The sequence below is a fragment of the Coralloluteibacterium stylophorae genome (assembly GCF_018122625.2).
GTDB lineage: Bacteria > Pseudomonadota > Gammaproteobacteria > Xanthomonadales > Xanthomonadaceae > Coralloluteibacterium > Coralloluteibacterium stylophorae.
This window is the reverse complement of record NZ_JAGQFT020000005.1, coordinates 17,761-32,320: the sequence shown is the minus strand read 5'-3', so window position 1 is coordinate 32,320 and position 14,560 is coordinate 17,761. Positions and strand designations below refer to the sequence as shown.

Genomic DNA, 14,560 nt, shown 5'->3' with positions numbered 1-14,560 from the left:
GATCGCGCGGCCAAGCATCAGCCACCCGCGGCCTGGCGCCGCGCCTCGGCGACGGCGCGCCGGTGCAGGCGGAACAGGTGCCGCTCCAGGGCGGTATCCAGCGCCGCTCCCGCCTCGATCTGCAGCCACACGGCCGCGCCGTCCGCGTGCGTGCCGCGCGCGAGGATCCGCGCCGGCAGTTCCAGCAGCTGCGGCAGCCAGTGCGCGGCCTGGATCCGGACCAGGCCGGTGGCGCCGGGTTCGCCCTCGATCTCCGCCTGCACGCGCAGGCCGTGCCGCGACCAGCGCAGATCGACCGCGGGCGGCAGCCCGGCGTCGCGCGCGGCGAGGGCCCCGACCAGGCCGATCAGGAGATCGAGCTTGGCCTCCAGCCGCGCCAGTGCCGGCTCGGGAATGCTGTCGTCCGGGTCCTCGCGGCGTGCGTCCTCGGCCGCGGCCAGACCGCGCAGCAGGTGTTCGGTGCGGTCGCAGGCGCGCCCGGCGGCGCGCGCGTCCAGCGGCAGGAGGGTGAAGTCGAAGGCGAGGCGGTCGTCGCAGGCGACGGCCTCGTCGAACAGCCGGCGTTCGGCTTCGCTTGGGGTCATGCCACCGGATCCATCTGCGCGGGAGCGGAGCATCGTACGACCAGCGCATCGATGCCGGCACCGAGCGTCGTGGCCAGCGCGCGCAGCTCGGACGGCGTGAGCGCATCGAACTGCGCCGGATCGCCGAAGCGCCGGTGCAGCGCGTCGACGCCGCTGGCGAAGCCCGGCTCGGCGTCGAGCAGGCTCAGGCGCACCCCGTCGAGCAGGTCGCGCGCGACGCGCAGCACGCCGCGCGCACGGGCGAGGTCCGCGTTGTCGAGGCAGCGCACGACCAGGCGCAGGCGTTCGCCGACGCCGGCGAGCAGCACGCCGACCAGGCGCCGCCGCTCCGCACCCTCGTCGCATTGCGGCGGCGCGGGCGCGGCGGCCATGGCATCAGCCCGCCTGCAGGTAGGCGCGCGCCGCGCGCCCGCCCTGGCGCAGGCCGCGCAGGTCGTCGGCGGCCTTGTCGCGCATCGCGACGAAGCGTTTGAGGATGCCGCGCTGGGCCTCGAGCAGGGTCTCGATCTGCTCGCGGTCGAGTTCGCCGGCGATGACCGCCTCGCGCAGGCAGCGGTCGTAGGCCTGCATGCAGGCGCCGGCCTCGGCGTAGTCGCCGGCCTCCACCGCCGCGCGCAGCGCCTCGAGGCGGTGGTGCGCCGGGTGCAGGTCGGCGGCGATCTCGGGCGCGCTCATGTGCCGGTCCGCGCGGTGGCGAGGTTGTCGGGAATCGCGGCCCAGGCGTTCTCGATGTCGGCCAGCAGGCCGCCGACCTCGCGCAGCTTGCCCGCGTCGTTCCCGACGTTGGCCTCCAGCAGGCGCTGCTGCATGTAGTCGTAGAGACTCTGCAGGCCGGCGGCGATCTCGCCGCCGCGCGCGTGGTCGAGGCTGCCGGCCAGGCCGGCGATGATGTTGGCGGTCTCGCTGATCGCCTGCGCCTTGCGGGCGGTGTCGCCGCGCGCGATCAGGGCCTCGGCGCGCTGGATGCGCTCGCGCGCGCCGGCGAGCAGCAGGGCGATGAGCTGGTGGGGATCGGCCTCCAGCACCTTGCTGGAGACGCCGGTCTGGCGGTACTGCGCGGCGGCGTTGGCGTACATGGGATGTCCGTGCATCAGGAAGACGAAGCCAGCAGCGCGAGCTGCTGGGCGAGATAGCTGCTGGTGCTGCTCATGGTTCCGACCAGCGTCTCGAGCGCAGTGAACTGCGCCTCGTAGCGGGCCTGCACGGCCTCCATGCGCGTGTCGAGATCGGTGAGCTGCTTGTCGTAGCCCTTGAGCTGGTCCTTGAGCCCGTCGGTGCGGAGCTTGAAGGCGCCGTCGTCGCCGACGTAGCCCTCCAGGACCTTGGTGAGGCCGGTCGCGAGGCCGTCGTCGCCGGTGAGCATGTTCTGCACGGCGGCGGGCGAGTCGGCCATGGCCTTGGTGAATGCGGCCGAGTCGAACTTGATGGTGCCGTCGAGATTGGTGCTGACGCCCAGGGTCTTGCTGTCCAGACCCATCGCCGCGGCGTTGCCGAGCGCCTCGCTCAGAACCGTTCGCAGCTGGCTGGCCGCGCCGCGCATCTGCGCGTCGCCGGTCAGTGCCGCGGCGGTCTGCGTCTCGGCGTTGTACTTGGTCGTGCTGCCGATCGCGGTGACCGCGGCGTTGTAGGCAGTCACGAAGCTCTGCATCAGGCTGGTGGCGCCGGAGGTATTGGCGGTGACGTTGACCTCGGTGGTCCCGACCGCCTTGAGTTCGAGCGTGGCACCGGGAATGAGATCGGCCACCGAGTTGCTCGGCGAGGTCCTGGTCAGCCCGTCGACGACGACGATCGAGTCGCGCGCGGGCGCCTTCTCGGTCATGCCGGAGAACACCGCATCCAGGGCCGTGTTGCCGGTATCGGCGGTCACGCTGATCGCGTTCTCGGCGCCGGCCTTGCCCGAGGTCAGCACCAGGTGCACGCCGTCGTCGGCGGTCACCAGGCTTGCGGTGACGCCGAGCTCGCCAGCGGCCTCGTTGATCCTGTCGCGCAGCTCTGCGGGCGTGCTGGCGGCGGCATCCAGGGTGACCTCGACGCTCTTGTCGCCGACGGCCAGGGTGAAGGTGCCGCCACCCAGGGCGGCTTCCGCGTCGACGCCCGCGGAGGCGAGCTTGTGCGCGCTTGCCAGCTGCTGCACGTCGACGGAGTAGGAGCCCACGGTCGCGCCGTTGGCGACGCTGGCGGACACGATGTCCTTGTCGCCGCTGCCCTTCGCGACGCTGACGCTGCGCGTATCCAGGGCGTTGGCGGCGGTGAGCTTCTCGAGCGCGGTGTTGAGCTTGTCGAAGGCCGAGGTCACCGTGCCGAGCGCGCTCAGCGTGGTGTTGGTCTGCGACTGGAGACGGGTGATGCGGTTGGCCGCGGGTGCGCGTTCGCCGGCCACGAGCGAGGGGATCAGCGTGCTGTAGTCCAGACCGGTGGCGATGCCGGTGCCGCTGCTGATGGCCATGCGCTGCGCTCCTGGCGGTCGGTCCGGCCCGCGTTGCCGGGTGCCGTCGCGGCACCTGGGTCATGGGAAGGGCCCCGCCCCGTGTGGGAGGCGGGGCCCCGGTCGCGGCGTCGTCCGCCGCGTGCTGCGTATCGCTTAGCGGAGCAGGCTCATCACGCCCTGCGGCGCCTGGTTGGCCTGGGCGAGCATCGCGGTGCCGGCCTGCTGCAGGATCTGCGTGCGGGTCATCTCCGCGGTCTCCTTCGCGAAGTCGGCATCCTTGATGCGGCTGCGCGAGGCGGAGAGGTTCTCGGAGCTGGTCTGCAGGTTGGCCACGACCGAGGTGAAGCGGTTCTGCACCGCACCCAGGTCGGCGCGCGAGGCGTTGACCGCGTTCAGCGCGGCGTCCATCGCCAGGATCATGCGGTCGGCAGCGTCGGTCGTCAGCACGTTCTCGGTCTCGAAGCCGGTCTGGGCGGTGCCGGCGACGGTGCTCGGGGTGCCTGCGGTGGTTCCAGCCGCGACGCCGCTGACGTTGGTCAGGTTCGCCAGGGTCAGGTTCTGATCGGTCGACGTGATGGAACCGTCCGCCGCCATCGTCACGTTCGCCAGCGCGGTGTTGGCGGGATTGGCCTTCGCCGCGTCGAACGCTGCGACGAGCGCCGTGGTGGCAGCCGCAGCGTCTGCGGCGCCGTCGGCCGTGGAGATGGTGACGCCATTGATGTCCAGCGACATGCCGGTGGCGAACGCGGTCGCCGTGGCGGCTGCGGTCGTCTGGGTGTAGGTCGTGGTGGACGGCGACGTCCAGCTGCCCAGCTGCGCGGTGTTGGCGTTGGCGATCGCATCGACGGTGATGGTCTGGCCCTGGTTGGCGCCGACCTGGAACACCGCGTCGCTGAAGGTGCCGTCGAGCAGCTTGGTGCCGTTGAACTCGGTCTGCTCGGCGACGCGCTGGATCTCCGCCTTCAGCTGCGTGACTTCGGCGTCCAGCGCCTCGCGGTCCGAAGCCGAGTTGGTGGCGTTGCGCGACTGCACGGCCAGCTCACGGATGCGCTGCAGGTTGTTGCCGATCTCGCCCAGCGCGCCTTCGGCGGTCTGCGCCAGCGAGATGCCGTCGTTGGCGTTGCGGGCGGCCTGATCCATGCCGCGGATCTGGGTGGTGAAGCGCTCGGAGATGGCGAGGCCGGCGGCGTCGTCCTTGGCGCTGTTGATGCGCGAACCCGAGGACAGGCGCTCGATCGAGGTGGCCAGGGCCGAGCTCGAGTTGTTGAGGTGACGCTGCGAGTTCAGCGACATCACATTGGTGTTGATGACTTGCATGGTCGTTGCTCCTTTGGAGGTGGTGAGACCGTTGCTTCGAGAACCGACGTCGGCGAAGGCTTGGTCGGCGCGATCGGCAGGGTGTGGCTGGTGCCTTCGCCGCTGCTGATTCCATTAACGGCGCGCTGCCGGGAAGCTTTAGCGCGCGGTGAAAATATTTCTTGCGTTTCAGCCGAGCTTCTGGAACAGGTTCATCGACTGGGTCTGCAGGAAGGCCGCCTGCGCGGCTTCCAGCGAGGCCTGCTGGATCGCCAGGTCCGACACCGCCTGCGCGTAATCGAGGTCGCGCAGCCCGGAGAGCGTGGTCTTGATGGTGATGCCCTGGGCCTCGCGGGTATCGGCGGACTGGTCGATCGCCGACAGCGCCGCGCCGCCGGTGCCGCGGACATCGATGAGGTGGTCCTGGGCGCCGGCGACGTCGCGCAGGGCGGCACCGATGGCGTTGCTGCGCGCGGCCTTCTGCGCCGGCGTCGTCGCCTCGGTGGCGAGCGCGGCGATGGCGTTGTCGAGCGTGGCGAAGATGTCGCGCGTGCCGGCGGTGCCGGCCTCGACGCTGTCGCCGACGGCGGGCGCGCCGGTCAGCGTCACCTGCATGCCGCCGTGGGAGATCGCGCGCCCGGCGACGTAGTCGCCCTCGCTGTCGGGCACGGTCGCCCAGGTGCCGTCGGCGGCCTGCGCCTGGATCTCGTAGCGGGTGGCGTTGCCCTCGGCGTCGGGCGTGGTGAACACCACCCGCAGCGGGTCGCCGGTCCAGGCCGCGCTGTCGGTGACCGCGAAGTCGGAGACGATGCCGGTGCCGGTGTTGCCCGCGCCGACGCTCACGTCCATGGTCCCGTCGCCGGTGCGCACGCGCATGAAGACCTCGCTGCCCGGCGCGGCGTCGGCGACGGCGAGTGCGGGGGCGATGTCGATGCGGCGCTGCGTCTGGTCGCCGTTGTAGGTCACGCCGCCGGCGCCGCTGGTGAACGGCGCGGTCGCGTCCTCGGTGCCGCCGAACAGGTAGCGCCCGGCGCCGTCCTGGCCGTTGGCGATCGCCAGCAGGCTCTCGCGGATCTGGGTGAGTTCGGACGCGATGGACTTGCGGTCGGCGTCCGAGAGCGTCGAGTTGTTGCCCTGGATCATCAGGTCGCGGGCGCGGGTGAGCTGGGCGCCGGCGTCGGTCAGCGCGTTCTCCTGCATGCCGAGCCGGCGCTCGAGCGTGGCGGCGTTCTTGTCGAAGCGCTCGAGTTCGGCCAGCGCGCGGTCCAGCCCGATCGCCTGCCCCGCGCCGACCGGATCGTCGGCGCCGGTGTTGAGCTTGCTGCCGGTGGCGAGCTGCTCCTGCAGTTTCGCGAGCTTGCCCTGCTGCGAGGTGATCGAGTTCACGCCCTGGGCGTAGAACCCGGCGGTGGAGATGCGTCCGGAAATCATCGGCGGGTCGCTCCGAGCAGGGCCTGGAACATGGTGTCGGCGGCGCTGATGAGCTGGGACGCAGCCATGTAGGCCTGCTGAAACTTCAGCATGTTCGCCGCCTCCTCATCGAGATTGACGCCGGAGATCGAGTCGCGCTGGGCGGCGACTTCCTCGGCGATCGCGGTCTGCCCCTCGAGGGCGTACTCGGCCTGGCGCGCCTGCGCGCCGACGGTGGTGGTGAGCTGGCCGAGCACGTTGTTGAGCGAGCGCGTGTCGCCGTCGAGCACCTGCATGTCGCCGACGCCGGCGAGCTGGCGGGCGATGCCGTTGTCGCTGGAGCCGGCGGCGCTGGCGGTCACCGCGAAGCTGTCGCCGGCGCGCGGCGCGCCGTCGAGGGTCAGGCTCCAGCCGTTGTGCGCGATGGCGGTGCCCGGGGTATAGGGATACGGGCCGTCGCCGTCGATGGTGTACTGGCCGGCGTCGGTGAAGGTGATGGTGGCCGGCGCGCGCAGGTTGGCGTCGGTGGCGTCGGTCACCGCGATCCCGGCGACGCTGCCGGTGCCGAGGTTGGAGGTGGCCGCGCTGGCCTTGACCGGGGCAGCGGCGGCGATCCGGTTCGGGTCGCTCATCGCCAGGCCGATGGTGCCGGCCACGCCCGCCGTCGGCTCGATGCGGAAGCTGTCGCCGGCGGCGGCGGTGCCGTCGAGCACCAGGGCCACGCCGCCGACCAGGAAGGGATCGGCCGCGGTGCCGGCACCGGCCAGCGGCACGGTGGCGCCGGTGCCCGCATCGCGCGCCGTCCAGCTGCCGCCGGCATAGCTCAGCACGACCGGGTCGCCGCTCACCGCGCCGAGGTCGGCGATGGAGGCCTGCAGGCTGGCGCCACCGGTATTGGTGCGCGCCGGCGCGGCGGTGGGCGCCGGCACGCTGAAGAGGTCGCTGCCGGGGTTGCCGTAGTAGTCGGTGCCGCCGGCGAGCACGCCGTTGACCGCCGCGGCCAGGCCGGTGCCGAGGCGGCCGAGCTCGGCCAGGGCGGGATCGAGCACGTCGTTCTGGAATTCCAGGAGCCCGCCGATCTCGCCGCCGAAGGCGTCCGCCGCCATCGCCACGGTCTTGCCGTTCGCCTCCAGCACCAGGCTGACGCGGTCCGGCCGGTAGGGATCGGCGACCGCGCTCAGGGTGGAGGCGGTGCCGCCGACCACCAGCGCGTTGCCGCCGGCGGTGAACACGTTCATGGCGCCGTCGCTCTGCACCACCGCGGTGCCGCCGGTGAGGCCGACCAGGTCGCCGACCAGGGTGTCGCGCTTGTCGAGCAGGTCGGGAGACGGGTTGCCGCTGCCGGCGATGCTGGCATTGAGCTTGGCGATCTCGGCCGACAGCCGGTTGACGCTGTCGACGTCGCCGCGCAGCGTCTCGCTGGTCTCGGTGCCCATGGCGTCGAGCTGGCCGTCGAGCAGGCGGAAACGTGCGACCAGGGCATCGGCTTGGTTGAGCATCTCCTGGCGTGCGGTGAGCGAGGACGGATCCGCGGCGACGCCGGAGACCGAGTCGAGGAAGTCCGACCACGGCCCGGCCAGCGCGGTGGCCTGGTCGGACAGCAGGCTGTCGACGCGGCCGGTCATGGTCGCCAGCGCCTGCAGGCGGCCGGACTCGCCCGCCGAGGTCAGCGAACGCCCGAACACCAGGCTGTCGGCGAGGCGCTGGATGCCGGTGGTGGTGACGCCCGCGCCCTGTCCGTTGAGCACCACCGCGGTCTGGTCCACGCGCTGGCGGCTGTAGCCCTCGGTCGCCATGTTGGCGACGTTGTGGCCGACCACCGAAAGGCTGCGCTGTGCGGTGAGCAGGGCCGAGGTGGCGGTGGAGAGAAGGTTGGACATCGGTCATCAGCCTCGGCTGCCGCCGGCGTCCAGGGCCGCGAGCGCGCGCCCGAGGGTCGGCCCCTCGGCGATCGCCGTGATCTTGGCCGCGTAGCGCGGATCGGTGGCGTAGCCGGCGCGCTGCAGCGCGCTGGCGAAGCGACGGGTATCGCTCTGCCCGACTGCATCGGCATAGCGCGGGTTGTTCTTTAGGAAGCCGACGTAGTCGGCGAAGCTCTCGGCGGTGGAGCCGTAGGCGCGGAAGCGCGCGTTCTCCATCACGTTGCGGCCGCCGATCACCTCGCGCGTGGCGGCGCCGACGCTGCGCCCGTGCCAGCCACGCCCGGCCTTGATGCCGAACAGGTTGTTGGCGCTGCCGTGCGCGCCGTCGATGCGGCTGCGGCCCCAGCCGGTCTCCAGCGCGGCCTGCGCGACCAGCACCTTGGGGCAGACGCCGAGTTCGGCCGCGGCCTTCTGCGCGTGCGGCCAGACCTCGGCGACGAAGGCCTCCGGCGAGCCGGCGCGGAAGTCGGCCGATGCCGCGTCGGCACCGTCGTAGGCCTGCGCCGCGCGCGCGGCGCGCGCGGCCATGATCGCGGCGATGGTGCCGCCGCCTTCGGCCTCGCTCGCATCGGCTGCGCCGGCGCCGAAGGCGGCCTCCAGCGCGACCAGGCGGCCGACCGCGTCGGTGTCGGCGCCGGTGACCGCCCGCTCGAGGTCGACCAGGCGCGCGGATGCGTCGTCGCCGCTGCCGGAAAGCGCCGCTTCCAGATCGACCAGCCGCTGCCCGGCCGCCATCGCGCCGGCCTCGGCCGCGGTCTCGGGTACCGCACGCAGCGCGCCGCCGACCACGCGCGCCGCCGGCGGCCTGGCGTAGTTCTCCAGCGAGAACGCCCGCCCGGCCGACAGCGCCGTGCCTGCGGCGCCACCGCCTTCGCGCACGCCCTGGCTGCGGTCGAGCTGGCGCTCGATCATCGGCGCCAGTCCCAGGCCCTTGCCCGAGGTCAGGCTCTTGGCGAGCTGCTGGTCGTACATGTCGCGGAAGTTGGTGTCGCCGCCGAACGGATCGCCCGGCGTGGCCGCGCGCATGTTCTTGATCAGCATCTGCGCGAACTGCGCCTCGAGATCGCGCGCGACCTGCTTCACGCGCGCGGGGTCGCTGCGTGTCTGCGGGTTCAGGGCGATGGCGTCGGTGGCGAGGCGCATGGGCTTTTTTGGGTGGAGCGGGAATGGGGAAGCGGGAATCGGGACCGGGAGGTTCTGGTCGGCGGGTCGATGGAAGGCTGTCGGTGACGTTTCAATGCAAGCGGAGTGCCGGAGATGCGGGTCGGAGAACGGGATGGCGTCCAGGTCCCGATTCCCGCTTCCCCGGTCCCGCTTCATCGCACCCCTCAGATCACCTCCAGCTCCGCCCGCAGCGCGCCCGCCTGCTTGAGCGCCTCGAGGATGGCGACGAGGTCGCCGGGGGCGGCGCCGACGTCGTTGACCGCGCGCACGATCTGCTCGAGCGTGGTGCCGCCGTCGAACAGGAACATGCGGCCGTCCTCCTGCACTGCGCTGACCGTGGACTGCGGCACGGCGACCGTCTGGCCCTGCGAGAACGGCGCCGGCTGGCTGACGCCGACGTCCTCGCGGATGGTCACGGTGAGCGAGCCGTGCGAGATCGCCGCCGGCAGCACCTTGACCTCGGCGCCCATGACCACGGTGCCGGTGCGCGAGTTGATGATGACCTTGGCGGCGCTGGTGCCGGCGGTGACGTCGAGGTTCTCCAGCCGCGCCATGAAGTTGATGCGCGCGCCGGGATCGCTGGGCGCGGCCACGGCGACGGTGACCGCATCGAGCGCGCGCGCGGCGCCCACGCCGAAGCTGCGCTCGATCGCGGCGACCATGTTGGCCGCGGTGGTGAAGTCGGCCTCGTGCAGGTTGAGCGTGAGTTCGCCCGGCGCGGCGCCACCGGCGCTGCCGAAGCCGTCCGGCACCGCGCGTTCGACGATGGCGCCGTTGGGGATGCGGCCCGAGCTCGGCACGTTCACCGACACCCGCGATCCGTCGTTGCCCTGCGCGCCGAAGCCGCCGACCACGAGGTTGCCCTGCGCGATCGCATAGACCAGGCCGTCGGCACCGCGCAGCGGCGCCATCAGCAGCGAGCCGCCGCGCAGCGACACCGCGTTGCCGAGCGAGGACACGGTCACGTCGATCGGCTGGCCCGGCTTGGCGAAGGGCGGCAGCTGCGCGTGGATGGCGACGGCGGCGACGTTCTTGAGCTGCGGGTTGACGTTCTCGGGGATCGTCGTGCCGAGCTGCTCGAGCATGCTGCGCAGGCTCTGCACGGTGAAGGGCGTCTGGCTGGTGCGGTCGCCCGAGCCGTCGAGGCCGACCACCAGGCCGTAGCCGATCAGCGGGTTGTCGCGCACGCCGCCGACCTGGGCGAGGTCCTTGATGCGGTCGGCGAAGGCCGGCGCGGCGACGCCGAAGGTCAGCAGCAGCACCGCCATCAGGCGCAGCAGCGATACGCCGCGCCTGCGCGGCGCCGCCGCCTCGGCCGCGCGCCCCGTGTCGCGGGCCTTGGGCAGCTCGCGTTCGGCCAGGGCGGCAAAGCCGCGCATGCGCCGTTCCGCAGTCCGCAGGGCGGCCTCGGACAGCGGCGGGAGAAGGGCCTGGTGTTGAGCGCGCATGGACGGGCCCTCAGAACGGAGTGACGGGGGAGTTGAAGAACTGGGCGAGCCAGCCCATCGCGTTCGAACGCGCGAGCGTGCCGCGGCCGCCGTAGACGATGCGGGCCTCGCCGACGCGGCTGGAGGGCACGCTGTTGTCGCTGGCGATGTCGACCGGGCGGATGACGCCCTGGATCTGCACCAGCTCGTCGCCCTGGTTCAGGCGCATCTGCTTGCTGCCCTGCACGACCAGGTTGCCGTTGGGCAGGCGGTCGACGACGGTCACGGTGATGCTGCCGGACAGGCTGTTGCTCTGGCGGCTGTCGCCGGTGCCGGAGAAGTCGCGGCCGCCCTCGATGTCGGCCGAGAGCAGGTCGCGGCCGTTCATCGTCAGCGGCGCACCGAACACCGACGGCGCCGACAGCGACACGCCGGAGCTCTTGCTCACCGCGGTGTTGGCGGTACTGGTCGCGTTGGTCCTCTCGGTCAGCTCGATGGTCAGCAGGTCGCCGATGTCGCGCGCCTTGCTGTCGGAGAACAGGCGCAGGCCCGGGCCCTCGCGCCAGATGCCGCCCGGATTGGCCTGGCTGACCGGTGCCACCGGCTGCGCCAGATAGCTGCCGCTCGCCGCGGCCGCGGGCGCGCCGGCGGCCTGGCCGTAGGGCGAGGCGGCATAGCCGGCGGGTGCGATCGACGGGTACGGACGGACATCGCCGGGATAGGAGGCGCAGCCGGCGAGCGCGGCGGCGGCGAGGGCGAGCGAAGCGGGCAGGAGGCGCATGGCGGTGATCCGGAGGGACGCGCGGGCGTCAGACGTTGTTGTTGAGGTAGCCGAGCATGCTGTCGGTGGTGGAGATCGCCTTGGCGTTCATCTCGTAGGCGCGCTGGGTCTCGATCATCCCGACCAGCTCCTCGACGACGTTGACGTTGGAGCTTTCCAGCGAGCCCTGGACCAGGGTGCCGAGGCCGGTGAGGCCGGGCGCGCCGTTCTGCGCCGGACCGCTGGCGGCGGTCTCCAGGAACAGGGTCTCGCCGCGCGCCTGCAGGCCGGTGGGATTGATGAAGTCGGTCAGCGTCAGCGCACCGACCTGCAGCGGCTGCGCATCGCCGGCGACCTGCACGGTCACCGTGCCGTCGGCGCCGATGGTCACCGACTGCGCGCCCTCCGGGATCTGGATGCCCGGCTGCAGCGGATAGCCGCTGTTGGTGACCATCTCGCCTTCGGCGTTGACCTGGAAGGTGCCGTCGCGGGTGTAGGCCGGCGTGCCGTCGGGCAGCAGCACCTCGAAGAAGCCGCGGCCGTTGATCGCGACGTCGAGGGCGTTGCCGGTCTGCAGCATGTTGCCCTGGGTGTGGCTCTTGGCCGTGGCGACCACGCGCACGCCGGTACCCAGCTGCAGGCCGGTCGGCAGGTTGGTCTGCTGCGAGCTGGCGCCGCCCGGCTGCCGCACCTGCTGGTAGAGCAGGTCCTCGAAGCTGGCGCGGTCGCGCTTGAAGCCGGTGGTGTTGGTGTTGGCGAGGTTGTTGGACACGACCGACATGCGCGTCTGCTGCGCGTCGAGGCCGGTCTTGGCGATCCACAGTGCCTGGTTCATGGGATGTCTCCGTGCGACGGTCCGCGCGCGGCGGCCTTCATGGGAAAGGGACGGGCCTGGATCAGCTCAGGCGCAGCAGCGAATTGGCGGCTTGGGCGTTCTCGTCGCCGTGGTTCAGGACCTTGACCTGCATCTCGAACTGCCGCGCGAGCTGGATCATCGACACCAGCATTCCGGCGGCGTCGACGTTGCTCTGCTCCAGCGCACCGGCGGTCATGACGTTGCCGGCGGCCTGCGGCAGCGGCTCGGCCGGCGTGCCGTCGGCCTGCGGCGGCGGCCGGAACAGGCCGTCCGGCCCGCGCTCGAGCGTGCCCGGCGCGGCCTCGGCCACCTGCATGCGCGCGACGATGGCCAGCGTGCGCGGCCCCTCGCCCAGCGGCACCATCGAGATCGTGCCGTCGGCGCCGACGGTGAGCTGCTGGCTCGGCGGCAGCGCCAGCGGGTTGCCGCCGTCGTCGAGCACGGTCTCGCCGGCCGAGGTCTTGAGCAGGCCGGTGGGGTCGACGTGCAGCTCGCCGTTGCGGGTATAGGCGGTGCGCCCGTTGGCGTCCTGCACCGCCAGCCAGCTGTCGCCGGACAGGGCGACGTCGAGCTGGTTGCCGGTGCTGACCAGCGCGCCGTGGCGGGCGTCGTAGCCGGGTTCGATCTGCAGCGCGTCGAACCGCGTCGGCAGGCCCTTGCCCTGGATCTGGTAGGACTCGGTGCCGACCACCATGGCCTTGAAGCCGGTGGTGTCGGCGTTGGCGAGGTTGTGCGCGACCGCCGCCTGCGCCTTGAGGCTGGCGCTGGCACCGGTCATCGCGACATACAGGCCCTTGTCCATCGTCGGTTTCCTGACGTGCGCCCGCGGGATGCGGGCCTCGAGCCCCTGCGTTGCAATCGGCGTGCCGGAACCCCGGCGACGGCGGACCGTCGCGGTGCGTGCGCGACCGCCCCCACGCCGGCGCTCCTTGCCCGCCGTACCGGCTTCCGCGGGCGATGGCCCGCGGAGCAGGAGCAAGAGCTTCCGAAGCCCTGCGGGCTCCGGGTCACTTCTTCTTTGCTTGCCCAAAGAAGAAGTAACCAAGAAGAAAGGGCACCCCGGGCGGCACGCCCGCAGCGCTGGCGCGCTGCGGGTGCGCGATCGCCTTCCGGGCATTCGCCACGCGGCATCCTGCCGCGAGGCGAATGTCGCGGACGTCCCTGTCCGCGCCCGCTTCGCGGCTGATCCTCCAGGCGCTCGCCGCGCCTCACGGGCCCCGAAAAGCGAACGGCAACAGCAAGCGGGGCTGTGGGCTGCGCGCACCTGTGGGAGCGGCTTCAGCCGCGACGGGCGCGGGACGAAATGCATCCGCGTCGGGGCTGAAGCCTTCGCACAGGGTGATGGGTTCACGGGCGCGGTCGCGGCTGAAGCCGCTCCTACGGCGGCGATGCGCCTGGCGCGAGCCGCATACGACGACGCCGCCGCTGTCGCCAGCGGCGGCGTCCGGCCACTGCCCCGCGATGCGCAGGTCAGCGGATGTTGATCACCGACTGCGTGATCTGGTCCTGGGTCGAGACCATCTGCGCGTTCGCCTGGAAGTTGCGCTGCGCGGTGATCATGTTGACCAGCTGCTCGGTCAGGTCGACGTTGGAGGCTTCCAGCGCGCCGGACTCGACCAGGCCGAAGTCGGAGGAGCCGGCGGTGCCGCGACGCGGGGTGCCGGCCTCGGAGCTCTCGGCCCAGAGGTTGTCGCCCAGCGCCTGCAGGCCCTGCGGATTGACGAACTGGGTCATCGCGACCTGGCCGAGCGCGCGCGAGGAGCCGTTGCTGTAGCGCGCATAGGCGGTGCCGTCCTGGCCGATCTCGATGCCGCTGAGCCGGCCCATGGCGTAGCCGTTCTGGCTCAGGCCGTTGACCGAGAACGCCTCGCCGTACTGCGCCGAGTCGCTGACGTCGAGGGTGAGGTTCATCGCCGCGCCGTTGGCGGGCTGGTAGCCGGCCAGTGCGATCTCGCCGTCGGCCGGGGCGACCAGGGCGCCGGACTCGTCGTACTCGAGCGTGGTCGCACCGCCGACGATGTTGCCGTCGATCGCGGTGTGCAGCTCCCAGGTGTTCGGGGCATCGGTCTTGACGTAGTAGAACGACTGCACGTGGGCCACGCCGAGCGAGTCGTACACGGTCAGCGAGGTCGACTTGTTGAAGCTCTTGCTGTTGCTCGGGTCGAACGGCGTCACCACCGGCGCCTCGGCGTTGGCGGGCAGCGTGGTCGCCAGGGTGACGGTGTCGGTCGCACGCGGCGGCGCGTCGCTGGTGGAGATCTGCAGGTCGGCCAGGCGCCCGGTCTCGATGGTGCCGTCGGCGGTGGCCGGGAACACCTGCAGGCGCTGTCCGGTCGGGGTGACGACGAAGCCGTTGTTGTCGGTCTGGAAGTTGCCGGCCCGGGTATAGGCCAGGCCGCTGGAATCGGCGACGGTGAAGAAGCCCTCGCCGCTGATGGCCATGTCCAGGCTGCGGTCGGTGAAGTCGATGTTGCCCTGGCTGAACTGCTGGGCGACGTTGGTCAGCTTGGCGCCGGCGCCGATGGCGTTGCGCGCCAGGCCGTAGGGCGAGACCGCGAAGACGTCGCCGAATTCGGCGCGCGATTCCTTGAAGCCGGTGGTGTTGACGTTGGCGATGTTGTTGGCGGTGACGTTGAGGTCGGCGTTGGCCGCGTTCATCCCCGACAGTGACGTGCGGAAGCTCATGGTGGACTCCGGAGGATCGTAAGGACTG

At 71.8% G+C, this 14,560-nt stretch carries 14 protein-coding genes; all 14 read right to left on the bottom strand.

The window, feature by feature from the left end; translation table 11 throughout:
• Nucleotides 1-17 precede the first annotated feature (17 nt).
• On the bottom strand, nucleotides 18-584 hold the full coding sequence (locus tag KB893_RS08680) for a PilZ domain-containing protein (protein ID WP_213173613.1): 567 nt from the start codon (nucleotides 582-584) through the stop codon (nucleotides 18-20).
• Nucleotides 581-955: a hypothetical protein gene (locus KB893_RS08675; RefSeq protein ID WP_211927165.1), complete on the bottom strand. Its 375-nt coding sequence runs from the start codon at nucleotides 953-955 to the stop codon at nucleotides 581-583. The genes KB893_RS08680 and KB893_RS08675 overlap by 4 nt, the downstream gene beginning before the upstream one ends.
• A gap of 4 nt (nucleotides 956-959) precedes the next feature.
• Nucleotides 960-1,259 (bottom strand): hypothetical protein, encoded by a 300-nt coding sequence (locus tag KB893_RS08670; protein ID WP_211927164.1) that lies wholly within the window; start codon nucleotides 1,257-1,259, stop codon nucleotides 960-962.
• Nucleotides 1,256-1,660, bottom strand: a complete 405-nt coding sequence (gene fliS, locus KB893_RS08665) for a flagellar export chaperone FliS (protein WP_211927163.1) — start codon at nucleotides 1,658-1,660, stop codon at nucleotides 1,256-1,258. The genes KB893_RS08670 and fliS overlap by 4 nt, the downstream gene beginning before the upstream one ends.
• Before the next feature lie 14 nt (nucleotides 1,661-1,674).
• Nucleotides 1,675-3,030: a flagellar filament capping protein FliD gene (fliD, locus tag KB893_RS08660; RefSeq protein ID WP_211927162.1), complete on the bottom strand. Its 1,356-nt coding sequence runs from the start codon at nucleotides 3,028-3,030 to the stop codon at nucleotides 1,675-1,677.
• A 135-nt stretch (nucleotides 3,031-3,165) separates the two neighbouring features.
• Nucleotides 3,166-4,329 carry a flagellin gene (locus tag KB893_RS08655; RefSeq protein WP_213173612.1) on the bottom strand — a complete coding sequence of 388 codons (1,164 nt, stop codon included), beginning with the start codon at nucleotides 4,327-4,329 and terminating at the stop codon, nucleotides 3,166-3,168.
• Nucleotides 4,330-4,497: 168 nt separating this feature from the next.
• Entirely contained in the window at nucleotides 4,498-5,739 is a 1,242-nt protein-coding gene (gene flgL / locus KB893_RS08650) for a flagellar hook-associated protein FlgL (RefSeq protein WP_246505538.1), read from the bottom strand.
• Nucleotides 5,736-7,598 (bottom strand): flagellar hook-associated protein FlgK, encoded by a 1,863-nt coding sequence (flgK, locus tag KB893_RS08645; protein WP_211926862.1) that lies wholly within the window; start codon nucleotides 7,596-7,598, stop codon nucleotides 5,736-5,738. Before flgK ends, flgL begins: the two co-directional genes overlap by 4 nt.
• 6 nt (nucleotides 7,599-7,604) lie before the next feature.
• A complete protein-coding gene (flgJ, locus tag KB893_RS08640) occupies nucleotides 7,605-8,783 on the bottom strand; it encodes a flagellar assembly peptidoglycan hydrolase FlgJ (protein ID WP_211926861.1) in 1,179 nt (392 codons plus the stop codon).
• Nucleotides 8,784-8,968: 185 nt separating this feature from the next.
• Nucleotides 8,969-10,072, bottom strand: coding sequence for a flagellar basal body P-ring protein FlgI (locus tag KB893_RS08635; protein ID WP_211926863.1), 1,104 nt, complete (start codon nucleotides 10,070-10,072; stop codon nucleotides 8,969-8,971).
• Between the two features lie 190 nt (nucleotides 10,073-10,262).
• On the bottom strand, nucleotides 10,263-11,012 hold the full coding sequence (gene flgH, locus KB893_RS08630) for a flagellar basal body L-ring protein FlgH (RefSeq protein WP_211926860.1): 750 nt from the start codon (nucleotides 11,010-11,012) through the stop codon (nucleotides 10,263-10,265).
• Nucleotides 11,013-11,040: 28 nt separating this feature from the next.
• A complete protein-coding gene (gene flgG, locus KB893_RS08625) occupies nucleotides 11,041-11,826 on the bottom strand; it encodes a flagellar basal-body rod protein FlgG (protein ID WP_211926859.1) in 786 nt (261 codons plus the stop codon).
• Between the two features lie 61 nt (nucleotides 11,827-11,887).
• Nucleotides 11,888-12,649, bottom strand: coding sequence for a flagellar basal body rod protein FlgF (locus tag KB893_RS08620; RefSeq protein WP_211926858.1), 762 nt, complete (start codon nucleotides 12,647-12,649; stop codon nucleotides 11,888-11,890).
• Between the two features lie 668 nt (nucleotides 12,650-13,317).
• Entirely contained in the window at nucleotides 13,318-14,532 is a 1,215-nt protein-coding gene (gene flgE / locus KB893_RS08615; protein WP_211926857.1) for a flagellar hook protein FlgE, read from the bottom strand.
• Nucleotides 14,533-14,560 lie beyond the last annotated feature (28 nt).